The following is a 22,430-nucleotide window of genomic DNA, read 5'->3' on the forward strand; positions in this document are numbered from 1 at the left end:
ATTGAATATTTCAAGGCTCAGAATTATCGCCCTAGAATCATTTCCAGCACAAATTTAGACCCAATAAAACCCAGTGCCAGCAAGCCAAAACCGAGCAGGGTAAAGCGCACGGCTTTCTGGCCACGCCAGCCAAACTTCCAGTGTCCGATTAATAGGGAACCATAAACCAGCCAGGAAATAATACTGAACGCAGTTTTATGTGCCAGATGCTGGGCGAAGAAATTGTCGATGGTGAAAAAGCCAAAGCCCAAAGCGAGGGTAAGTAAAACAAAACCGGTCATCAGCATATCAAACAGGAGCGATTCCATGTCCTGATAAGAGGGTAGCAAACTGACCCAGACCCGGCGTTTCTGCTTCTTTTTCAGCTCACGATCCTGAAAACGTAAAATTACGGCCTGAATGGTTGCCATGAGCAATACTGCATAAGCAGACAAAGACAGGATAATATGAATATCCAGACCCAAAGAGTTTTGTGTGATGATTTTTGCAGGCTGAGTAAACGCAAAGCCAAGAATTAATCCGGTCGCAGCCACCGGAATCCCGATCAGGTTCAGGGCAATAATCGGACGATAAGTGCTGTAAATAATGCTGAGTAACAGCATCAGACCAGAGGTAAAGGAAAACAGGGCAAAGACATCATAATTGATGCCCAGCGGGGTATGCATATCGCCATATAAAACCAGCGCATGCAAGCCCAGTCCAAGCAGTGCGGTTAGCGAGACAAACCATTGATTAGGAGCACGTTTAGACATTAAATGAATGAACAGATACCAGAAGGAAGCGGTATAAGCGACTAATGCTAAGATCGTATAAACCAAGGGGAGGCTAACCATGTCAAACCTTTTTAAGGGTGATGAATATTCATTTATATAAATTCGCTGCGAACTACAGTATCCTATAGCATTCTATGCATAAATTTTCTATTTTAAGAAACAATTTTTTGCTCATGGCTATTTTAAGCGGATTTTGCAATGTTTGATACCTTAACAGAACGACTCACGCAGAGTTTAAGAAATGTTACTGGCTCAGGGCAGCTAACCGAAGACAATATTAAAGATACGTTACGTGAAGTGCGTATGGCGCTTCTTGAGGCCGATGTTGCGTTACCTGTAACTCGTGAATTCATCGCGAAAGTTAAGGAAGAAGCATTGGGCCAGGAAGTGATGACTCAGTTATCTCCTGGGCAGGCTTTTGTCAAAATCGTTCATGACGAATTGACCAAAATGATGGGCGAGGCCAATGAAAGCCTCGACCTCGCTGCAAAACCACCTGTGGTTGTCCTGCTGGCAGGCTTGCAGGGTGCAGGTAAAACAACAACTGCAGCGAAACTTGCACGCTTCTTACAAGAACGTCAAAAGAAAAAAGTTGCGATGGTCTCTGCCGATGTGTATCGTCCGGCTGCGATCAAACAGCTACAGACTGTCGCAGGTGAAGTCGGTGCGATTTTCCTAGAATCCAGCGCAGACGAAAAACCGATTACGATTGTGAATCGCGCGATTGAACAGGCAAAAATCCAGTTTGCCGATGTACTCATTGTCGATACGGCAGGCCGTTTGCATATCGATGATGACATGATGGGTGAAATCAAAGAGCTGCATGCAGCGATTAACCCGACTGAAACCCTGTTCGTGGTCGATGCCATGACCGGTCAGGATGCGGCAAACACCGCCAAAGCATTCAACGATGCCTTGCCTTTAACTGGTGTGATCCTAACCAAAACTGATGGTGATGCGCGCGGTGGTGCAGCGCTTTCAGTACGCGCGATTACCGGCAAGCCAATCAAATTCTTGGGTATGGGTGAGAAACTCGATGCCTTGGAGCCATTCCATCCTGAGCGTGTTGCACAGCGTATTCTCGGTATGGGGGATGTACTTTCTTTGGTCGAAGAACTTGAACGCAAGGTCGACAAAGAAAAAGCCGAAAAAATGGCGAAAAAACTGCAAAAAGGCGGCAGCTTCAACTTTGAAGACATGCTGATGCAGTTTGAGCAGATGAACAAGATGGGCGGCATGATGGGCTTCCTGGACAAACTTCCTGGCATGAGCAATGCCGGTCTGCAAGATGCGTTGGCGCAAGCCAATCCTGAAAAGCAGGTCAAGAAAATGGAAGCGATTATCCAGTCGATGACCATCAAAGAGCGCCGTAACCCGGACTTGATGAACCCAAGCCGTAAAAAACGTATCGCAGCAGGTTGTGGTATGGAAGTGGCAGAAGTCAACAAGCTGATCAAGCAACATGCCCAAATGGCCAAGATGATGAAAAAATTTGCCAATCCATCCGGTATGGCAAAAATGATGAAGTCACTCGGCGGCTTGCAGAAACAGTTTGGCGGCGGCGGTGGTATGGGTCCATTGTTCGGCGGCAACGACAAGAAATAAGTTGTGTTTAAAAAAAAGGCGCAATATGCGCCTTTTTTTATTGCGAATAAATGGTCAAACTGGTTTAAACAAAACAACATTTACTTACCCAAAATAAAAATCCGATCAGGCAGACTCAGGAGCATGAGCACAAAATAAAGAGAAATTTCAAATGACCCAAGTGATTGTCGTACATGGTTATACTGCAAGCCCGGAAGAAAATTGGTATCCGTGGATTCAGGAAAAAGCCCAACAGGAAAACGTCAGTTTAAAAGTACTTCGGCTCGATCCATCGACCACACCGACACTGGACACCTGGGATCAGCAAATGCGTGAACAGATTGATGCAATTGACGAGGACAGTATCTTTATTGCACATAGCTTGGGAACTGTGGCCGCATTGCATTACTTATCCAGAGAATTAAAACAGCAGAAAATTCAGCAACTGGTATTGATCGCGGGATTTAATGGCCGGTTAGGTCGTCTGGATGAAGTAAACCCTTTTATTGATGCCGCTGATATCGATTTTGATTTACTCAAACAGCAGATTGCAGAACGTGTAGTGATCTATTCTGAAGGCGATGACCGGGTTGCACCAGAATTTAGTCTGGAACAGGCGGACAGTCTGGATGCCATTGTGGTGAATGCCAAGCATCACGGACATTTTATTGATTCTCAAGGCTGTACTGATTTGCCAGAACTCTGGAAAGTAATCGAACCTTATCTGATTAAATCTTAAATTTAGGCATGTTATTGTATTCGCTAAATTTTAAAATTTAACATGAGATGGTGTTCAAAAAGGCACTTGAATTCCATCTCCAGAATGGTTAAAACTTATTTTTTGTCGACGCAATTTGCGTTCAATGATAATAAGTAAATCACTATGAAAAATATAATCAAGAAAGTCTATATCGTGCCGGATTATCAGGCGACCTCCAATGATCACTGGTACCCGTGGCTGAGTCGCCAGCTTAAAAATGCCGGTTTTGAGTCTAAACGGATTATGCTGGCCAACCCCTTTCAGCCCAATTTAGAAGAATGGCAGCAGAACCTGAAATTGCACATTCCGCACATGGATGAACATACCTTTTTAGTTGCACATGGCCTGAGTTGCGTCAGTGTTTTAAGTTTTTTACAGCAACATTATCTCCAGCAGCAACACAAGATCGGCGGCATCATTCTGGTCTCGGCCTTTGATACACCGCTGGTGGCCTGGTCAGAACTGAATAAAATACTGCAGGCTGTGCGACTCGATCTGAAAAACTTGCCGTATAGCTGTAAACGTGCGGTGATGCTGATCTCCAGTAATGATCCCTATGTGCCTGCACCGATTTCCTTGCGTTTAGCACATAGCTTGAATGCACAAATTTTTGAGATCAAAAAAGCCGGGCATTTTAATAAATCTGATGGGTTTGCCGAATTCCCTCAGTTGCTGGATATTATCAAACAGTGTCTGGCAAATGAGCTGCAAAATGCTGCAGGCCTTTAAGCAAAAGATCAGGTTCAATCCGGGGTTGATACTGAGAGAGATGCTGCGCGAAAAGTGGAGCATCTCCGCCGGTTAACACCAACTGTGCAGGGAAGTCATGCAGGACTTTTTCGATGGTGCTGAGCAGACCCAGCAGAATGCCATGATGTACCGCATCGATGGTGTTGCGTCCAGGATTGAGTTCAGAAAACGCGGCATCGGGGATTTTAATGCCTTTGGTATTCTGAATCAGGGAATCACGTTGCAAGTATAGATTTGGCAGAATAAAACCGCCCAAATGTTGTTGTCCTTGCGCCAGATCAATGGTCAGCGCCGTACCGCAACTAATCACACAATAATTTTCATGCGCTTGCGTCGCGACTGCAAGTACCTGCAACCAGCGGTCAATCCCCAGTTGCGAAGGTTCATCATAACCACAGATCAGACCGGCATATTCTGCCTGTACCTGAGCAAAAATCACTGGAATATGCAGACTTTCTAAAATGCCGAGAATGCGCTCATTATTGATTTTATCTTGGACAGAAGATAATCCGACCTGATGCAAGCCCAGCGCTTTGAAATGCTGGATTAGGCCCAGTAACAAATCGGCAGGAGACTGTAAATGTAATTCTGCTGCCTGTTCAATAATCTGATCATGCTCGGTAATCCAGTATTTCAGCCTGGTATTGCCAATATCCAACCATAATTTTTTCATTGCTGTATGCCTGTTCATCCACCATGTTTAAGGCGGAGCTGTCCCTGATAAAAGCTCTGGATTCCCTGATCGGTCAAAATCTTGACCGCACCATCATCCTGAATCCCCAGAAAAGTACCGGAATATTCCCCTTGCACGTCAGTAAATTCAACTACTTGTTGCATAAATGCAGCTGATCGATTGAAACGCGCCGCCAGATTCTGACTGCCATAGTTAAACCATTGCCCGGCTTGTTGAATTGCCAGATATAATTGGGCAATGAGTTCGACTCTTGAAGTATGAGACAATCCTAACTCGCTTAAGGAACTGACCTGCTGGTCTGGAAGGTCAGTAGGCAAAGGATCAATATTCAAACCGCCCCCACCACCACCTGTGTGGATGAAATCGGCTCGACCAGAATACCGCCCCATTTTCCGTGCAGGCTATACAGGTCATTCGGCCATTTTACTTGTAATTCTAGCCCTTGCAGACTGGGCATTTGCAGGATATTTAACGCAATTTCTAGCGCCAGACGACCATCAATGGGTTTTTGTGTATGCAGCAATGTGCTTAAATAGATGTTCCCTTCAGGTGAAATCCACTGACGTTGACGCTGTCCACGGCCTTGGGTCTGCACATGACTGCACACCAGAACCTGCTGTACCCCCTTCGTTGCCAATTCGCGTACATCATCATTGGTCGATGTAGTAATCGGTTTGATGAGTAATACTTCCGGGAGTTGGCCTGCATCGCTTAATCGTTGTTGCAGTTCACGAGTTTCTACATCCATTTGAATCTAAACGTGGTAAATATCGTTATGGAGTTAATCATATATTTATTGATTGGTGCAATTGCCGGATTCACAGCAGGCCTGTTTGGGGTCGGCGGTGGTTTGATTATTGTGCCCATCCTCTACATTGTTTTTACCCAGCTCCAGTACGATCCCAGCGTGATTATGCATATGGCGGTGGGCACTTCCTTGGCAACAATTATTGTGACTTCTATCAGCTCGGTTATGGCGCATCATCAACGAGGGGCAGTGCTATGGCCCGTATTTCGTAATCTGGCGCCAGGTCTGATCATTGGCTCTTTCTTGGGTGCGGGGATTGCCGACTATTTATCTGGTCAGGGTTTACAGTTACTGATTGGCTTCTTTGCGGTCTGGGTGGCATTTAGGATGTTCAGGGGGGCGCATATTCAAATTGATCCGAATCAAAAATTGCCTTCAACCCCGGTACAAATTGCTGCAGGTGGCGGGATCGGTGTGGCATCGGCCATCTTTGGGATTGGTGGGGGAAGTCTGACCGTCCCATTTCTGAATCGCTGCGGGATCGTAATGCAAAAAGCCGTAGCGACCTCTGCGGCTTGCGGTTTACCGATTGCAGTTGCAGGTGCGCTGGGGTTTATCTGGTTTGGTAAACAGGCGCAGGTCACCGTGCCAAATACTATTGGCTATATTCATATTTATGCCTTTATTGGGATCAGCATGATGAGTTTTTTCACGGCCAAGCTGGGGGCAAAAGTGGCACATCTGCTTTCACCGGCCGTATTAAAAAAATGTTTTGCTGCTCTACTGACCACCGTCGGCCTGTATTTTATTTATCAAGGTTTTATGGCCTGATTTAAATTTTTTAGGTTGGACTGATGTACCGTATTAGGAGAATAGCTCATTATTCTCCTTTTTTATGGGCCTAAGTTGGCTATATAGACATAAGATTGTCTGACAATGTCAAAGTATTTATGTATAAAAACCCGTTTAATAGCAACATAGTCCAAATAAAGGGCTAAACCAGTATCCATAAAAATAAAGACAGGAACGGTATGCCATTAGAACAAGCGCACAGTTTGTCTGAGCAGATTGCCAAGCACATTAGCGAACAGATTATTCGCGGTGAACTGGTCGAAGGCGAACGTATACAGGAGCTCAGGATTGCCTCGGAGCTCGATGTCAGTCGGGGTTCGGTTCGTGAAGCCCTGCTTTTGCTGGAACGCACCCAGCTGATTGAAATCTTTCCGCGCCGTGGGGCGATTGTCTCGGAAATGTCGGCCTTGCAGGTGCGTGCCTTATTTGATATGACCTCGTTATTGCTCGGGCAGATGGTGCATCGCATGGCGGAAACCTGGCGGGTGCATGAAGCTGAGCGTATTCAGCTATTATTAGAGCAATTGGAAGCAGAAACCCGCCAAGGACACACTGAAAAGTTTTATGATCTGATCTTTCAGGGCATGGCCCAGCAGCATGAGATGGTCGGGAATCCTTATCTGATGCGCTACTATCAGGAACTGCTGCCTTCTTTACGTCGGAGCTATTTTTTGACCCTGAATATTTCCAGACGCGAGTTACAGGAATCTTTTGACTTATTTAAACTGGTCACTGAAGCAATTTTGATACGAAAAAGCCATCAGGCCACTTTATTTATGGAAGATTTTTGTCGACACTTGCGCAACCTTGTGTTGGAATCTCTGACACGGATGAAACAAATTGAACTCGCGTGGGCCAGACGCTCACGACGTTAAATCAGGACATTATGCGTTTAAGCAGTTTAAAACTTTCAGGCTTTAAATCTTTTGCCGACAGTACCACTTTGCATTTTAAAGATAATCGTACTGCGGTCGTGGGACCGAATGGTTGTGGTAAATCTAACGTCATTGATGCCATACGCTGGGTCATGGGCGAGTCCAGTGCGCGCCAGCTGCGTGGTGGCAGCATGCAGGACGTCATCTTTACCGGAACTGCGAAACGTAAACCGGTGGGCATGGCCAGTGTAGAACTGCGCTTTGACAATACCTATGGCAAGCTGGGCGGTGCTTATAATGCCTATAATGAACTGGCAGTACGCCGTCAGGTCAACCGCGATGGCAAGTCCGAATATTTCCTGAATGGCAGCAAATGCCGTCGTCGTGATATTACCGATATTTTCCTTGGTACCGGTCTTGGGCCACGTTCTTATGCGATTATCGAGCAGGGCATGATCAACCGTCTGGTCGATGCCAAGCCAGATGAAATGCGGGTTTATATTGAAGAAGCCGCGGGTGTATCACGCTATCAGGCGCGTCGCCGTGAAACGATGCTGCATCTGGATCACACCACACAAAACCTGTCGCGTCTGGGAGATATCGCCTCCGAACTGAAATCCCAGTTAAAAACCTTGAAACGGCAGTCGGAAAGTGCGATTCAATATAAAGAACTGGAAGGACAGATCCGAACGATCAAGATCGAAATTCTGTCTTTTCAATGTGAGCAGAGCCAGCGCTTACAGCAGGAATATACCCTTGAGATGAATACGCTCGGGGAAAACTTTAAGCTGGTACGTTCCGAACTGACCACTGTTGAACATGATTTGGGTAGCACCAGTGAGTTGTTCCAGCGTCTGATTCAGCAATCCACCCCTTTGCAAAGCGAATGGCAACAGGCCGAGAAAAAACTGGCTGAACTGGAAATGACCCTGCAACAAAAGCAGTCTTTGTTAGAGCAAAATTCTACAAGTCTGGTCAAACTGGAACAGCAAAAAGCCCAAACCAAAGAGCGTTTGCAGTTGATTGAACTGCAACTCGATACTTTACAGCAGCAATTTGAAGATCAGCAGGCGCAGTTGCAGCAGCAAGATGGCCAGAGTCAGGCGCAAAGCCAAAACTTGACTGAGCTCAAAGCTCAACATAGCACTGTGGCAGCGCAATTTACCCAGATCAAAACCCAGGTCGAACAGCAGCAACAGCGTAAATTACAGATGTTGGCTCAAAGCGAGCAACTAGCAAAGAATATTGAGCGGATTGAACAGCAGAAACAGACGCTCCAACAGCAAAGTGCACAGATTCAGCAACAGGCGCAGCAAGATGAGCTGGAGCAGTATCAGGCAGACAAAGCCCAAGCTGAACAGCAAATCGCTGGCTATGAAATTCAATTAACAGATTTAAGAACTCAATTCGAGCAGTTTCAGGCAGAGCAGGCGGCCCATCAGCAGCGCTTGATGCAGCTCAAATCTGAAATTCAGGTGCTTCATTCAGAAAAGAAAAACCTGAGCCAATTACTGACCAAAGCCAATCCAAATGCTAAAAACGATGCGGTCCAGCTGATGCATGTACTTAAGCTCAATGATGCAGGCAAAGGACATGCCAGCCTGATCGAAAAGTTTCTGGCCAAGTGGCTATCTGCCCAGATTCTGGCAGAGGGCGAGCACTTCCTTGAAGATTGTGCACGTCAGTTAAAACAACAGGCTATTCAGGATAAAATTCAGATTGCCAATACGATGTGTCTGGCCGACTGGATTGAATCTCCACATTATTCACTGTGGCAGCAAGTTGCAGTCATAGATACATTAGCGCAAGCATTACCGCTTCAAACTGAGTTATTACAAGGCCAGACATTACTGAGTTTAGATGGCTACCATGTTGGTGCGGATTGGGTGATTGCACTGGACTATGATGAAGCCAGTCAGGCCGGACAAGGTGCATTGAGTCATCGAATCCGTCTGGATGAAATCGAGCAGCAGCTTGCAGAACTTGAACCTAAGTTTATGCAGCTGGAGCAGCAGTTACCTGAATTGGCCGATCAGGTTAAAGCTTTGCAAAACCAGATTCAGAGTATCAGCGAGCAGCAGAAACAGGCTCAAAAGCAGCTGCAGCAACTCGATGTCAATATTGCCAAAGTACAAAGTAGTGCGCAGGCGTTCGCATTGCAAAAGCAGCAATTACAGCATCAGTTACAACAACTGGATGAGCAGCTTGAAGAAGATGCCATGCAGAAAGATGATCTGGAAATTGATCTGCATGCCTTGAATATCAAACTGGAACAGGCGCTACCAAATTATAAAACTCTGCAATTCCAACTGGAAGAATTGAGTGCTCAGCTGGATGACTCACAGCAGCTCAGTCAGCAAGCGCAGCAGGAACTGGAAGTGCTGCGTCGGCAAAATGTGCAAAGCCAGCAGCAGATTGAATTACTGGAAAAAGATCAGGTATTTTTAAAAGAACAGTCTCAACAAATTACTGCACAAATCGAGCAGGCTAAAAAGTTTGTCGATCCGGTACAGCTGGAATTACCTGCTTTACAGAGCCAGTTCAATGAACAGGCGCAGATCACTGAAAAGCTGCAAAAGACTTGGGCCGACTGGCAGATTGAATTAAATCAGGTGCAGAGCAAACAGCAGCAGCTGACCGAACAACGTCACAGCTTCCAGCAGCAGGATGAAAAACTCCGCAGTACACTGGAAGAAAAACGTCTGGCCTGGCAGGCAGCCAAATCTGATTTGCAGCATTATGCTGAACAACTGAAAGAGTTGAATAGTGAAGTAATTTTCGGGCTGAATATTGATGTTAAAGCACATCAAACCAAACTGGAAAAAGCTCAGGCCCAGTTTGATAAACTCGGTGCAGTCAATCTGGCGGCTTCTGAAGAATATGAAGAAGTATCAAAACGTTATGAGGAACTGAGTCACCAGATGCAGGATCTGGAAAATACGGTTGAACAGCTACAGGCTGCGATGAAAAGTATTGACCAGGAAACCCGTAAACTGTTTATGCACACGTTTGATCAGGTCAATGCTGAACTGCAAAACCTGTTCCCGAAAGTGTTTGAAGGCGGTGAGGCGAGTTTAAGCCTTGAAGATGGCTGGCAATCGGGGGTAAAACTCATGGCCCGACCACCGGGTAAACGAAACAGCTCATTGGCCTTACTCTCGGGTGGAGAAAAGGCCTTAACTGCATTAGCATTGGTATTCGCGATTTTTCGCTTAAATCCAGCACCATTTTGCGTACTGGATGAAGTCGATGCACCGCTGGATGATGCCAATGTGGGACGCTTTTGTAATTTAGTCAAAGAGCTTTCTGAACACGTGCAATTTATTTATATTACCCATAACAAACTTGCAATGATGATGGCGACTGATCTTTTGGGTGTAACCATGCCTGAACCGGGAACATCAAAATTAGTGACAGTTAATTTGGAACAGGCAAAAGAATACGGCCTAGCTGCGGAGGTATAATATGGAAATCACCACCATTATCGGGATTGTTATCGCAATTGTGATTATGCTGTTTGGTATAAGAATGCTGTTCAAAAAACCTGTAGAGGCTGTACCTTCACTGGATGCCAACCTGCATATTGACCCGGATAGCCAGACACCGATCATTCCAAGGCATGTACGTTCTCAGTTGGCACAACAGGATGTCGAATCTGATCGTATCGAGCCAAGCCTGAGTATAGATGAGCCGGCTCCTGAAAAGCCTTCAGTATTTCAAAAGGCTGAATCAACTCCGGTTGAGCCGGCAGCGGTCGAAACTCCTGTAGCTGCCCCGTCAACAGAAGCTGAAGGAGTGGCAAAGTCGGTAGTCACGGCAGCAGATATTCCGCAAGTAAAAGCAGAGCAGGAGAATAGCCAGACTGAAACCAAGGAAGAAACGCCTGAATTCAGCCTGAACAGTAACATCGAAAAAGCAGAAATTTCTGAATTTAATGATGAAAGCAGTATTCTGGATGCACATCTGCATGAGCAAAAAATAGTGGATGAAGAAAGTGCTTTGTCCAATGCTGAAACCATTATTTCTTTGCATATCTATCCGCAAGGCCGTGTACTTTCGGGTGATAAAACCTTGAAGGTTTTATTGAAATATGGCCTGCGTTATGGTGAATTGGCCTGTTTCCACCGTTATAGTGAAGACGGTTCAAAACTGCTGTTCTCAGTACTGCAAATGACTGATACTGGGATGGAAGGCTTTGATTTGGAAACCCTGTCGACTCAGGAAGTGAAAGGTCTGGCATTCTTCCTGGCTTTACCGCATAGCGATGTACAAAATGCGTTTGATACCATGGACAGTATTTCACGTTTGATTGCCCGTGAAGTCGATGGTCTGGTCTATGACCAGAACCAGCAGGAATTTACTCCACAATTACGTGAATTCTGGCGCCATCAGGCCATTGATTATCGTGCTGGACAAGGAACGGAAGTTTAAGGCTGCTTTGTTCAATCTCCAAGTTGAATCTGTAGACTGCAATTTTTATAATAGCTAAAAGCTGAATATTCTACAGGGCGGATTTTCCGCCCTTTTTTATGGTGAAATTATGACCCAAGATGCCACTGTCATTGCGCAAATGCGTCAACTGATTCAACTGCTTGCCAAGCATAACCATGCTTATTATGTGATGGATCAACCGAGCATTGAAGACAGTGAATATGATCAGCTCTTTCATCAGCTCAAAGCCTTAGAACAACAATATCCTGACCTGATCCAGTCCGATAGCCCGACCGATAAAGTGGGTGGGCAGGCGCTTTCAAAATTTGTGACCGTAACACACGCCGTGCCGATGCTGTCATTAGGCAATGTCTTTAATCAGGAAGATCTGCTGGCTTTTGCCCGCCGTATTGAAGAACGTTTGCCGAATCAAAAAATTGAATATGATGTTGAACTGAAATTTGATGGTCTGGCCATTTCACTCTGGTATGAGCATGGCGTACTGACGCGTGGGGTGACGCGCGGCGATGGGGAAACCGGTGAAGACATCACCCAGAATGTCAGAACTATTCGCAACCTGCCGAAACTTTTATCTCCAGTGAATGGCATCATTCCCGATTTGTTGGAAGTCCGCGGCGAAGTGTTGATGCCGAAATCCGGTTTTGAAAAATTGAATGCTGCCAATGCCGCCAAAGGTGAAAAGACCTTTGCCAATCCGCGTAATGCTGCGGCAGGAAGTTTGCGTCAGCTGGACCCGAATATTGCTGCCTCGCGGCCATTGGCTTTTTATGCTTATGGGATTGCTCAGTGCGTGCCGCATCATGGACAAACCACTATGTCCGCCAGTCTGGAATGGTTACATCAGTTCGGTTTTGCGGTTGGCGAGCGTCACTTTATCTGTGACAGTATTCAGGACGTGCAAAAGGTCTACGAACAGATCATTGATGAGCGTGCCAGTCTCAGTGTCGAAATCGATGGTATGGTGATCAAGGTCAATGACCTGAAACAGCAACAACAGCTTGGTTTCCTGAGCCGTGAACCGCGTTGGGCCACCGCCTATAAATTTCCGGCAGTTGCAGCACTGACCACAGTAGAAAATATTAACTGGCAAGTGGGTCGTACTGGAACATTGACGCCGGTTGCGCGTTTGAATCCGGTCGCTGTTGGTGGAGTAACAGTCTCCAATGTGACGCTGCATAATATTGGGGAAATTCACCGTCTGGATGTGCGTATTGGCGATACGGTCAGTGTTTATCGTAGTGGCGATGTAATTCCTAAGGTGGAAAAAGTCTGGCCGGAATTCCGCCCAGTCGATGCAGTAGAAGTGCATTTACCTGAACAATGTCCAGTATGTGATTCACCAGTAGTGATGCCGGAAGGTGAAGCATTGGCCCGCTGCTCTGGCGAACTCTATTGTGCTGCGCAGCGAATCGAAACCATTCGTCATTTTGTGTCGCGTAAGGCCATGGATATAGAAGGGCTGGGTGATCGCTGGGTAGAGTCACTGCTACATTTAAATCTTCTGAAAGATGTATCAGATATTTACCATCTGCATGAGCATCGTGAGCAATTACTGCAAATCGAAAAAATGGGTGAAAAGTCTGTTCAGAATCTCATTGATTCGATTGAGAACAGCAAGAAAACTACATTGGCAGCGTTTATTTATGCGCTCGGGATTCGTGGCGTAGGTGAAACGACAGCACGTATGCTGGCCAATACTTTCCAGACTCTCGACGCTTTGCGTAGTGCTGATGTAGACGCTTTAAAGAAAACACCGGATGTTGGTGATATTACCGCAGAGTGGATTGTTGATTTCTTCCAGGCACCGCATAACTTGGAAGTATTGGATCGCTTGTTGGCTGCTGGTATTCATTGGGATGCGCCAATTGCACCAACGCGCCAACCACTGAATGGCGAAAGCTGGGTAGTGACTGGAACTTTAAGTTCTATGGGACGTGATGAAGCGACGCAATTACTGCAAGCCTTAGGTGCACGGGTCAGTGGCAGTGTATCGAGTAAAACCAAATGTGTGGTGGCGGGTGAAAAAGCGGGTTCTAAGCTCGATAAAGCAGAAAAACTCGGTGTGCCTGTGATCAATGAAGAACAGTTTATTGCTTTGATGAAAGAGCATGGGCAAATCGAAGGCTAATCAGTTATAAACAATGACTCAAATAAAAAAGACACCCAGGATGATGAATCTTGAGGTGTCTTTTTTATTGCTAGTTCAAAACTATAGGTGAATGAGAAGGGGAGGATAGACAAATACAAGGACGGGTTCGGCAATGTGAGTTGAATTCACGTACAATATCGATTCATTTGCAGGCATAGATCCTGCCTTATTGATTCTGTTCTCCCGTTGATGATTGGCATACACATGGCGCAAGCAAAGAAATCTTTTCCGCAACAAAAATCGGAATTACATGCACGAAATCTGCACCGCAGTCGTTACGATTTTCCTCAGTTAATCAAGAGTTGTCCGGAACTTGCGCCTTTTGTCAGCCCGAATCAATACAACGATCTTTCAGTCAACTTTTCTGATCCTCAAGCTGTGAAAATGCTCAATAAAGCATTGCTCAAGCATTTTTATGGTATTCAATATTGGGATATTCCTCAAGATTATCTTTGCCCACCTATTCCGGGTAGAGCCGACTATATTCACTATTTAGCGGACTTGTTGAGTGATAGCAATAAAGGTCAGATTCCAACAGGACACGCCGTTCACGTATTAGATATTGGGGTGGGCGCGAACTGTATTTATCCGATTATTGGTCATCGTAGTTATGGTTGGAAATTTGTTGGCTCAGACATTCATCCTGCATCGGTAAAAAGTGCTCAATTTATTGTGGAGGCAAATCCAAATCTCAGGAAGGGGATTCAGATTCGATTGCAAAAGACACCGAGCAATATTTTCAAAGGTGTGATTAAACCTTCAGATCGTTTTGATTTGACCCTGTGTAACCCACCATTTCATGCTTCGCAAGATGAAGCAAATGCCACAGCAACGCAAAAAATACGCAAACTTGGTAAACCGGTTGATCGGTCTAAAGTGGTGTTAAACTTTGGCGGACAAAAGAACGAGCTGTGGTGTGACGGTGGAGAAGAACGCTTTGTTTGCCAGATGGTACAAGAGAGCACACAGTTTGCTGAGTAATGTCTTTGGTTTAGTACACTGGTTTCTAAGAAAACCACATTGCCTATGCTGTTAAATACCTTGCGTAAGTGCGGTGCAGTGGAGGTAAAAACCATTAAAATGACGCAGGGGCAAAAAGAGAGTCGTTTTGTGGCTTGGACTTTTCTAGATGCAAAGCAACAGCAAGCGTGGAAAAATGCGCGTTGGACTTCTGCTTAGCTTGTTTTTAGGCAGGAATAGTGAGCTTGTGGGCGTATAAGTCGGTGTAGTAGCTCAAATTTAATCTGACAGACACAATAAAAAAATCGGTAACTGTCAGATCAGGTTTGAGCAAGTACGATTAAGGAATATATTTTTTCACCACACCATCATCTAGTAATTGCTGGAAGTGCTCGACCAGACTCTCTTTCACCGGACGATATTCCAGACCGAGTTCATCCTTACTTTTTTGTGCATTAAAGAAAATTGGATAACCCATATTCAGTTCTACAAATTTGCGGCTAAAACCTGCTACAGGCCCGAACAGTTTAAAGGCTGCTTTGGGCAGTTGATTGCGTGGGAACGGAAACTTATTGCCGAAATGTGCCCGTAGAATTTGGCCCATTTCCAGCAGACTTAAGCTTTCACTACAAATGATATAACGGCCATGCGCTTGCGGATTAAATGCAGCACGGATATGCGCTTCAGCGACATCCTGAACATCGACCACGCCATTCCACATCGGTGGAACGCCAAGCAGCATCATGCCGTTGGCAAATTGCTGCAAGACTTCGACACTGCCCGACTGAGTAGTTGGTGTTAGGGATTGACCAAAGACTAGCGCTGGATTGATACAGACCAGATCCCAGCGATCTTGTGCTTCAGCCATTTCCCAGGCTTTACGCTCTGCCATGACTTTGGAATAAGGATAAGGCTGATGCGTGGCCGAACTGGTAGTATTCCAGCATGATTCATCAAAACTGTTATTTTCAGTTTGTAGAATATCAATGGCATCGCCATAGGTGGATGCGATACTTGATGTGACGATCACGCGTTTCACTGATTCGGTCTGATTGACACTATTCAGTACATTTTCAGTGCCTAACACCGCAGGTTCGATAATATCTTTGACTGCATCTTTATAGTTGGTGACCACAAAAGGTGAGGCCATATGAAAGACAATTTCACAACCTTGCATCGCCTGATCAAAAGAACCTGGGCTTAATAAATTGGCCTGAAATAACTTGAGAGTTCCCGGTGTGCTGTCGGCAATTTTTTCTAAATGGGCAAAGCTTTTACTTTTATTTAGGTCACGTACTGTGGCATGTACAGTATAGCCTTGCGTGAGTAATTTCTGGATGACCCAGCTAGCAATATAACCCGATGCACCGGTAACCAGAACAGGCGCTGTTGTTTGTGGATGTGTCATATCGGAACCGTTGTTGTTTTAAATTTGTGTGAATGATAAGCGAAATTTGAGCATGAAGTACGCCAATGCAGTGATGTTTATACAAAAAGAATGAATCTGTCTGGTCAAAATTAAGATTTACAAATTTTAACGCATGTGTTTATTTGCCGGTTTTAGGTTATTGGCAAGCGTAATGAAAATGCAAAGTGTTGTTTTATAAATGGGATTTCATTAAGAACGAAGTGTAAATGCAAGTACTTCTCATTTTAATTATATAAAAATCAAATATTTAACCATGGTTAAGCTTTGCAAATTCAATTGCTTTTCGCCATAATAGCAAAATACAGGTAGGGAGTTATTCAAATGCGCGGAAATCCAGAAGTCGTAGATTATTTAAATATGTTGATCGGTGGCGAACTGGCTGCTCGTGACCAATACTTGATTCACTCTCGTATGTATGAAGATTGGGGATTGACCAAAATCTTTGAACGTATCGATCACGAAATGCAGGAAGAGTCCCAGCATGCGGATGCAATTATCCGTCGTGTTCTGTTCCTGGAAGGAACGCCAAACATGCAGCGCGATGACGTTGAGATTGGCGACGATGTGGTGAGCTGCCTGAAAGCCGATCTAAAACTTGAATACCACGTGCGGGAAAAACTGGCGCAGGGCATCAAGTTATGCGAAGAAAAAGGTGACTATATCAGCCGTGATATGTTACGCCAGCAAATGTCGGATACCGAAGAAGACCATACTTACTGGTTAGAAAAACAATTGCGTTTAATCGAACTGATTGGTCTGCAAAATTATATTCAGTCACAGATGTAAAACCGGATGAATAAAAAACCCAGCACATGCTGGGTTTTTTATATCTTGAAAATGCTTAGTTGTTGTTACTCATAATGCCAATTTTTTTGACTTCCAGTCGTTGAGCCGCCGCCATGACCATGGCGATATGCTTATATTCTGTCGCACGATCTGCTTTGATTTTAATCTGATCCTGATCCGCTTTTTGCGCTACTGTCTTGAATAAATTTTCCAGAGCCTGGGTATTTTCTACTGGTTGATCATTCCAGAAAATCTTACCTTGTGCATCCAGACGTAATTCCACCAGCTCCGGCGGTTTTTCATCGGTTACAGGAGGCGTGCCATTTGGCAGGTCAATATTAATCGAGTTATTTGGTAATGGAATCGTGATAATAAACATAATCAGCAAGACCAGCATGACATCAATCAGTGGCGTCATGTTGACATCTAACATCACATCATCATCTTGATTTGAACCAACATTCATACCCATAAACTTAATCCCTCTTTGTGCTTAAGGTGTAGCGGGCGGAGTGGTGACAAAAGCAATTTTGCCGATACCGGCCTGTTGGGTGGTACTAATCACCTGATCAATTGCTTCATAAGGCGTTATCTGATCACCACGGATATGCACTTCAGGCTGAGGTCGCTTTTGAGCTTCTGCCTGTAATCGGCTCAGTAAAACCGTCTTATCCGGGATATAAGACTCATTCCAGAAAATATCGCCGGTTTTATTGACGGCCAGCTGAACATTTTCTGGCTTGGTTTCATACGGGACATTACGTTCTTCTGGCAGATCGACTGGTACGGTATGAATGGCAACCGGTACAGTAATCAGGAAGATAATGAGCAGAACCAGCATAATATCAACCAAAGGTGTGGTATTAATGGTTCCAATTACCTCATCATCGCTGTCGTTTGAATTGACCATCATTCCCATGGCTGATACCTCACTCTTACTTCACGTCACGATTAACAGGATTATTGGTTGTAATTTCACCGCTGAGTAATACTGCGTGTAAATCAGAACCAAAGGTACGTACTTCTTCCATGACCGCTTTATTACGGCGAGTCAACCAGTTGTAGCCGAGTACCGCAGGAACTGCGACTGCCAGACCGATCGCTGTCATGATCAGTGCTTCACCCACTGGACCTGCTACTTTATCAATCGAAGCCTGACCAGAAACACCAATCGCGGTAAGCGCGTGGTAGATTCCCCAAACGGTTCCAAAAAGTCCAACGAAAGGTGCGGTAGAACCGACTGTCGCAAGGAAGGCCAGGCCACCACTCAGATGGTTCTGGATTTTATCGATCGCACGGGAAATTGAGATGGTGACCCAGGTATTAAAGTCAATACGCTCAAGTAATGTACCGCCATGATTTTTAGTTGATTTAATCCCTTTTTCCGCAATAAAACGGTAGACGCTGGCTTCATCTAGGTTCTCGGTGGCATTATCTAGAGAAGATGATTCCCAGAATTGGTGTTCAGCTTCCTTGGCTTGCTTACGGATCTTACTTTGCTGTAAACATTTGCTGATCATGATGTACCAGGTACCGATTGACATAATCACCAGAATGAACAGGGTGACTTTAGATACCATGTCACCTTCTTTCCACATGGCTTCCAGACCATAAGGATTATATCCAGCCTTTTCATCCTTAGCTTCAGCTGGTAATGGCGGTGTAGCCGCTGTTGCAGGTGTTGTTACCGCTGTTTCAGTGACAGCACTGGTATTGGGTGTAGCGGACTGTTCTGCAAAAACTGTTTGCAAAGGTAATAAAGTGCTCATGGCAATTACACCGGCAGCAGTCATATTTTTTAAAGGTTTTAGTGATTTTTTCATCATGGATCTCCTGATTTTTTTCTTTATCTGTTGTATCTGTTAGTCAAGGACAAATTCATAGGGAATGTCATACCAAGATTCTTGCGGTTCGCCATTTTTCATTGCCGGCTTGAAAGTACATAAACTGAAGGCCTTGGATGCTGCACGATCCAGCGCACGACTACCGCTCGACTTTTTCACTTTGGCATCCTGGACCTTGCCGGTGGTATTTACATATACAGAGATCAGCACTTCACCTTGCTCTTCATTCATCAGTGCATCACGTGGATAGTCTGGGCGTTTACAACCTGCTTCACCTTGTGTCACCCCACGAGTGACACCAGCGGGTGGAGGAGCTGGTGCTGGAGCGGCTGCGACTACTGCAGCCGGTGCTGCTACCGGACTTGGTGAAGGACTCGCTGCAACGGGAGTAGGTACTGCAACAGTTGTCGGTTGAGTTGGCGTTGGAAGTGTTTTCTGTACAGGAACTACTTTTTCAACCGGTTTCACCTCAGGCACTTGTGCTACTTTTTCTACGATTTTCGGTGGTTCAGGTGGTGTTTCTTTTGGTGGCTCAGGTTCAGGCGGCTTAATATCTTGAATAATCATTAGCTCAACTGGCTGTTCCGTCGGTTTAATAATGTCTTTTGCCATACCAGCCATAAGTACCAGGCCAACCAGGATATGCAAAAAAACAACGACCCCAATACCAGTCAGTTTTTTGGCGGAGTTTTTTTCTAAGTCTTCAAACTTTGTGCCCATCATGACTCCTAGAATTTAAGACAAACAGGAAATAGTGCACTGATGAGAAATTTTTTTGATTACAGGCAGCATTATTTTTTGTTTGGCTAAAATTAAACGGGGAAAACCGCAAACACCGCTTGGCAGCAGTGTTTGCGAAGTAATTAATTAAAAGAATTTATAGGTACCACGTAGGAAGTAAGCGCGGCCTGTTGGATCGCTATAACGTGGGTCATAACCGTATTGGAAGTTATCCATTACGTCAGAGGCAGGTGGTTCTGCATCGAACATATTTTTAATACCGGCAGTTAGCTCCAGATTCTTAAATCCTTTGTAAGTACCAGAAATGTTGTATACGGTGTAGTCAGCAACATCGCGTTCTTCTGAATAGTCTTCATAACCACGAACGAACTGTTGTTCAAACACCATTCTCCAGTTTTCATAAGACCAGTTCACGTTTGCAGTATGTTTCCAGCGAACAACTGCTGGGTCATCATAAAGACCGACATAACCTTCCCACTCGCCGCCTGGTTCACTTTGGTAATCCATTTTGATCACATAAGTACCGTCAATACCGAAACCGAAGCGGCCAGTTGACGTCATTGGAGAAAGATAGTTCAAACTCAAATCAATACCTTGAGTTTTCAAGCCACCGGAGTTAATCAAGTTAGTTGAGATATGATCGATACGACCTTCTGCATTACGAACAAAGTATTGAGCATATTTTTCTGGATCACCAAAAATTGATGCTTCACCAATCGTTCCAACTAGGTTTTCAATTTCGATATTGTAGTAATCGGCAGTGAAAACTAAGTTTTTGATCGGTTCAAAGACAAAACCAGCCATGTAAGATGTTGATTCTTCTGGACCTAGTTCAGAATTTCCGCCTTGGGTACGGATAAACTGGGTATTACATTCAGTTTGGTATCTGGTTTCAGTTGGTGTACCACCCGGGCAAAGAACCGGGTCGTTATATCTTGCACCAGTCCAGGTTCTGACCGAAGGAGCATTGACTTCATATAAGCTTGGTGCACGGAAACCGGTACTGTAAGAAGTACGGAACATGAGTTCTTTAACTGGTTCCCAGCGTAAGGCCACTTTAGGATTAAAGGTGTCACCAAAATCGCTATAGTCATCATAACGAGCGGCCAACTGTAATTCCAGGTTGGTCAATAAAGGTACTTGGAGTTCAGTAAATACTGCACTAATGTCACGATCGCCTGAGCTTTTTGGTTTATTTGGATCAATACCACTGCCTGGAACTTGAGCAACAATTTCAGAATTTACAGTTGCTTCCCAGTCTTGTTTGGAGAAACTGCCACCGAGTGCAAAACCGACATCACCTGCAGGCAGTGTGTAGATTGGACGACTCACGGTAAAGTCAATTGTAGTGGATTCTAAAGATGCCTGATTGGTATCGCCTTTGACATCAAAAGTGTTCCATAAGCCGGCATTGGCTGCTGCTTGTGGGCCAAATGGGTTTAAAGTTCCATTATCAAGTGCAGCCTGAACTCTACTGCGGTTTAAATAACCACTTACGAAACTGTCAGTCGCATCACTTTTTGCATAAGTAACACCACCATTCATATCCCAACCGTATGCTTCACCTTCAATCCCTGCAAAGATACGGTTCGATTCGTTAATTGACTTAGAAACACGGTTACCGCCTTGTGAACGTAGATACAGTTGTAATGTGTTAGTCGCCAAGCCATCAACTGCTGGAGTAATACCTTTGCCAGGGTAATATTGACTGGCATAAGGCAAGGTCACACTACGGCTATAAACATCAGGCGCAATTGAAGTGGTTACTTCATCACGTGCATAGATATACTCACCAATCGCATTAAAGTTATCTGACAATTTGAAAGTTGCGCGACCTAACGCAGAAAGATTCTCTTGTTCAGGCACAATACCAATAACAGTTTGGGTATTTAAATAACAGAAACCATCTTCAGCAACAGTATCTTTGGTATTTAAACAATTATCCCCATAAGGGTTACCCAAAATACCTGTGATAGGATCGTAGAAGTTTGCAGGGAAAGCATTTGCTGAACTGCCATCAATTCCTAATTCAGGAAGTACCCCACCACGGCGGCTGACTTTACGGTCTTTTGCCCAAATCGTATCTTGTTTTCGGTAATCGATCACACCGTAGACATTAAAACCTTGTTCATCTAGATCGCCATATCCCCCAAAAATCGAAACGTCAATTTTTTCGCCGCCTTTTTCTTCAGGAATTTGACCACCTAAAGTAATGCCCACGCCTTCATATTGCTTTTTCGTAATAAAGTTGATTACACCACCCACTGCATCTGCACCATAGACTGCAGATGCGCCGTCACGTAAGACTTCAATGCGCTCTACCAATGCGAGAGGGATGTTGTTTAAGTTGGTTGAATCGGTACCAAATGCACTGCTTGCAACACGGCGACCATTAATTAAAACTAAAGTTTTATCCGAACCAAGACCACGTAAATTTGCTGTTGAACCACTGGTATTACTGGCACCGACATTTTGTGCTGTGACATAACTTGCTTGGTTGGCACTGACTTTCATCAATGCTTCTTCTACAGTGGTTACCCCCTGATTCACCAGATCTTCACCTTTAATAATCGTGATTGGTGAGGCGCTTTGTGCGGCTACACCTTTAATAGATGATCCAGTAACTCGCACTTTCTCAACCTTGGTAGGTTGTGCAGCGGAGTTTTCTGGTTCATCTGCTGCATGTGCCAGCGAAAGACACATCATGCTTAAGCTTAACGCGCTTAATTTGATGAGTTTTTTGCCAACGGTTGGAGCCCCCATAGATCCGACCAATTTGTTTTTTTTCATCGTAATTTTCACCCTTTTGTTATGTGAAGTAGTGCTGGGAGGACTTAAGCAAAGCGAATGCCAACTTATAAATTATTAATTTTAAAAAATATTAAGTGATTGAAAAAATTATATTTAATTTTATTTTTTTGGAGGTGTACTAAGTTCTGATGAAGAAATATTAAGAGAGTAGGGTTTAAAATCTGAAGAAAGTCTCTATAGGAAACCATGAGAAAGTAAAAAATAAATATTTAATGAATAAGA

17 protein-coding genes and 2 pseudogenes are annotated in these 22,430 nt (G+C 44.7%); 10 read left to right on the forward strand and 9 right to left on the reverse strand.

The genetic code is table 11. The features are described 5' to 3' along the window. Nucleotides 1–23: 23 nt before the first annotated feature. A complete protein-coding gene (locus tag HGD77_RS03620) occupies nucleotides 24–833 on the reverse strand; it encodes an inner membrane protein YpjD (RefSeq protein ID WP_004730673.1) in 810 nt (269 codons plus the stop codon). 138 nt (nucleotides 834–971) lie between these two features. Here HGD77_RS03620 and ffh point away from each other — a divergent pair, with 138 nt between their 5' ends. The 3 genes from ffh (at nucleotide 972) to HGD77_RS03635 (ending at nucleotide 3,846) form a co-directional block, all read left to right on the forward strand. Next, nucleotides 972–2,378 (forward strand): signal recognition particle protein, encoded by a 1,407-nt coding sequence (gene ffh, locus HGD77_RS03625; RefSeq protein WP_004279196.1) that lies wholly within the window; start codon nucleotides 972–974, stop codon nucleotides 2,376–2,378. 151 nt (nucleotides 2,379–2,529) lie between these two features. Next, nucleotides 2,530–3,096 carry an RBBP9/YdeN family alpha/beta hydrolase gene (locus HGD77_RS03630; protein ID WP_005262538.1) on the forward strand — a complete coding sequence of 189 codons (567 nt, stop codon included), beginning with the start codon at nucleotides 2,530–2,532 and terminating at the stop codon, nucleotides 3,094–3,096. Nucleotides 3,097–3,240: 144 nt separating this feature from the next. Beyond that, nucleotides 3,241–3,846: an RBBP9/YdeN family alpha/beta hydrolase gene (locus HGD77_RS03635; protein WP_005262536.1), complete on the forward strand. Its 606-nt coding sequence runs from the start codon at nucleotides 3,241–3,243 to the stop codon at nucleotides 3,844–3,846. Here the strand turns inward: HGD77_RS03635 and HGD77_RS03640 are convergent. Continuing rightward, the gene (locus HGD77_RS03640; RefSeq protein WP_168730709.1) at nucleotides 3,800–4,540 is read right to left on the reverse strand and encodes a type III pantothenate kinase; all 741 of its coding nucleotides are present in this window, start codon (nucleotides 4,538–4,540) and stop codon (nucleotides 3,800–3,802) included. The genes HGD77_RS03635 and HGD77_RS03640 overlap by 47 nt on opposite strands. Before the next feature lie 14 nt (nucleotides 4,541–4,554). Further along, a pseudogene (locus HGD77_RS03645) lies at nucleotides 4,555–5,309 on the reverse strand (biotin--[acetyl-CoA-carboxylase] ligase). A gap of 27 nt (nucleotides 5,310–5,336) precedes the next feature. Between HGD77_RS03645 and HGD77_RS03650 the strand changes: the two are divergent. The 6 genes and pseudogenes from HGD77_RS03650 to rlmF all read left to right on the forward strand — a co-directional run bounded on the left by HGD77_RS03650 (nucleotide 5,337) and on the right by rlmF (nucleotide 14,816). Continuing rightward, the gene (locus HGD77_RS03650; RefSeq protein WP_005247146.1) at nucleotides 5,337–6,140 is read left to right on the forward strand and encodes a sulfite exporter TauE/SafE family protein; all 804 of its coding nucleotides are present in this window, start codon (nucleotides 5,337–5,339) and stop codon (nucleotides 6,138–6,140) included. A 200-nt stretch (nucleotides 6,141–6,340) separates the two neighbouring features. Continuing rightward, nucleotides 6,341–7,036, forward strand: a complete 696-nt coding sequence (locus HGD77_RS03655) for a GntR family transcriptional regulator (RefSeq protein ID WP_005262529.1) — start codon at nucleotides 6,341–6,343, stop codon at nucleotides 7,034–7,036. 11 nt (nucleotides 7,037–7,047) lie between these two features. Beyond that, nucleotides 7,048–10,500: a chromosome segregation protein SMC gene (gene smc, locus HGD77_RS03660; protein WP_168730987.1), complete on the forward strand. Its 3,453-nt coding sequence runs from the start codon at nucleotides 7,048–7,050 to the stop codon at nucleotides 10,498–10,500. A 1-nt stretch (nucleotide 10,501) separates the two neighbouring features. Then, a complete protein-coding gene (locus HGD77_RS03665; protein WP_168730710.1) occupies nucleotides 10,502–11,467 on the forward strand; it encodes a cell division protein ZipA C-terminal FtsZ-binding domain-containing protein in 966 nt (321 codons plus the stop codon). Nucleotides 11,468–11,576: 109 nt separating this feature from the next. Further along, nucleotides 11,577–13,616, forward strand: a complete 2,040-nt coding sequence (gene ligA, locus HGD77_RS03670; RefSeq protein ID WP_168730711.1) for an NAD-dependent DNA ligase LigA — start codon at nucleotides 11,577–11,579, stop codon at nucleotides 13,614–13,616. 225 nt (nucleotides 13,617–13,841) lie between these two features. Beyond that, nucleotides 13,842–14,816: pseudogene (gene rlmF, locus HGD77_RS03675) on the forward strand (23S rRNA (adenine(1618)-N(6))-methyltransferase RlmF). Nucleotides 14,817–14,937: 121 nt separating this feature from the next. Here the strand turns inward: rlmF and HGD77_RS03680 are convergent. Further along, nucleotides 14,938–16,005 carry an SDR family oxidoreductase gene (locus HGD77_RS03680; protein ID WP_168730712.1) on the reverse strand — a complete coding sequence of 356 codons (1,068 nt, stop codon included), beginning with the start codon at nucleotides 16,003–16,005 and terminating at the stop codon, nucleotides 14,938–14,940. A 342-nt stretch (nucleotides 16,006–16,347) separates the two neighbouring features. Here HGD77_RS03680 and ftn point away from each other — a divergent pair, with 342 nt between their 5' ends. Then, a complete protein-coding gene (gene ftn, locus HGD77_RS03685; RefSeq protein WP_004646080.1) occupies nucleotides 16,348–16,812 on the forward strand; it encodes a heteropolymeric bacterioferritin subunit Ftn in 465 nt (154 codons plus the stop codon). A 55-nt stretch (nucleotides 16,813–16,867) separates the two neighbouring features. On the opposite strand, the gene HGD77_RS03690 is transcribed toward ftn, so the two are convergent. The 5 genes from HGD77_RS03690 to HGD77_RS03710 all read right to left on the reverse strand — a co-directional run bounded on the left by HGD77_RS03690 (nucleotide 16,868) and on the right by HGD77_RS03710 (nucleotide 22,187). After that, nucleotides 16,868–17,284, reverse strand: coding sequence for an ExbD/TolR family protein (locus HGD77_RS03690; protein ID WP_153566852.1), 417 nt, complete (start codon nucleotides 17,282–17,284; stop codon nucleotides 16,868–16,870). Between the two features lie 21 nt (nucleotides 17,285–17,305). Beyond that, entirely contained in the window at nucleotides 17,306–17,731 is a 426-nt protein-coding gene (locus HGD77_RS03695; RefSeq protein ID WP_004730650.1) for an ExbD/TolR family protein, read from the reverse strand. Nucleotides 17,732–17,747: 16 nt separating this feature from the next. Beyond that, nucleotides 17,748–18,635, reverse strand: a complete 888-nt coding sequence (locus HGD77_RS03700) for a MotA/TolQ/ExbB proton channel family protein (RefSeq protein ID WP_415877834.1) — start codon at nucleotides 18,633–18,635, stop codon at nucleotides 17,748–17,750. 39 nt (nucleotides 18,636–18,674) lie between these two features. Beyond that, entirely contained in the window at nucleotides 18,675–19,376 is a 702-nt protein-coding gene (locus tag HGD77_RS03705) for an energy transducer TonB (RefSeq protein WP_168730988.1), read from the reverse strand. Between the two features lie 147 nt (nucleotides 19,377–19,523). After that, nucleotides 19,524–22,187: a TonB-dependent receptor gene (locus tag HGD77_RS03710; protein WP_168730714.1), complete on the reverse strand. Its 2,664-nt coding sequence runs from the start codon at nucleotides 22,185–22,187 to the stop codon at nucleotides 19,524–19,526. Nucleotides 22,188–22,430: the final 243 nt, after the last annotated feature.

Source organism: Acinetobacter sp. NEB149 (assembly GCF_012516415.1).
Taxonomy (GTDB): Bacteria; Pseudomonadota; Gammaproteobacteria; order Pseudomonadales; family Moraxellaceae; genus Acinetobacter; species Acinetobacter lwoffii_V.

Excerpts from the sequence above, each read along its gene's own strand:
- HGD77_RS03630 (WP_005262538.1), top strand. The coding sequence starts at position 2,530 with ATGACCCAAGTGATTGTCGTACATGGTTATACTGCAAGCCCGGAAGAA.
- HGD77_RS03680 (WP_168730712.1), bottom strand. The coding sequence starts at position 16,005 with ATGACACATCCACAAACAACAGCGCCTGTTCTGGTTACCGGTGCATCG.
- HGD77_RS03650 (WP_005247146.1), top strand. The coding sequence starts at position 5,337 with ATGGAGTTAATCATATATTTATTGATTGGTGCAATTGCCGGATTCACA.
- ligA (WP_168730711.1), top strand. The coding sequence starts at position 11,577 with ATGACCCAAGATGCCACTGTCATTGCGCAAATGCGTCAACTGATTCAA.
- HGD77_RS03655 (WP_005262529.1), top strand. The coding sequence starts at position 6,341 with ATGCCATTAGAACAAGCGCACAGTTTGTCTGAGCAGATTGCCAAGCAC.
- HGD77_RS03700 (WP_415877834.1), bottom strand. The coding sequence starts at position 18,635 with ATGAAAAAATCACTAAAACCTTTAAAAAATATGACTGCTGCCGGTGTA.
- smc (WP_168730987.1), top strand. The coding sequence starts at position 7,048 with ATGCGTTTAAGCAGTTTAAAACTTTCAGGCTTTAAATCTTTTGCCGAC.
- HGD77_RS03705 (WP_168730988.1), bottom strand. The coding sequence starts at position 19,376 with ATGGGCACAAAGTTTGAAGACTTAGAAAAAAACTCCGCCAAAAAACTG.
- HGD77_RS03690 (WP_153566852.1), bottom strand. The coding sequence starts at position 17,284 with ATGGGTATGAATGTTGGTTCAAATCAAGATGATGATGTGATGTTAGAT.
- ffh (WP_004279196.1), top strand. The coding sequence starts at position 972 with ATGTTTGATACCTTAACAGAACGACTCACGCAGAGTTTAAGAAATGTT.
- HGD77_RS03635 (WP_005262536.1), top strand. The coding sequence starts at position 3,241 with ATGAAAAATATAATCAAGAAAGTCTATATCGTGCCGGATTATCAGGCG.
- HGD77_RS03695 (WP_004730650.1), bottom strand. The coding sequence starts at position 17,731 with ATGGGAATGATGGTCAATTCAAACGACAGCGATGATGAGGTAATTGGA.
- HGD77_RS03620 (WP_004730673.1), bottom strand. The coding sequence starts at position 833 with ATGGTTAGCCTCCCCTTGGTTTATACGATCTTAGCATTAGTCGCTTAT.
- HGD77_RS03665 (WP_168730710.1), top strand. The coding sequence starts at position 10,502 with ATGGAAATCACCACCATTATCGGGATTGTTATCGCAATTGTGATTATG.
- HGD77_RS03710 (WP_168730714.1), bottom strand. The coding sequence starts at position 22,187 with ATGAAAAAAAACAAATTGGTCGGATCTATGGGGGCTCCAACCGTTGGC.
- HGD77_RS03640 (WP_168730709.1), bottom strand. The coding sequence starts at position 4,540 with ATGAAAAAATTATGGTTGGATATTGGCAATACCAGGCTGAAATACTGG.
- ftn (WP_004646080.1), top strand. The coding sequence starts at position 16,348 with ATGCGCGGAAATCCAGAAGTCGTAGATTATTTAAATATGTTGATCGGT.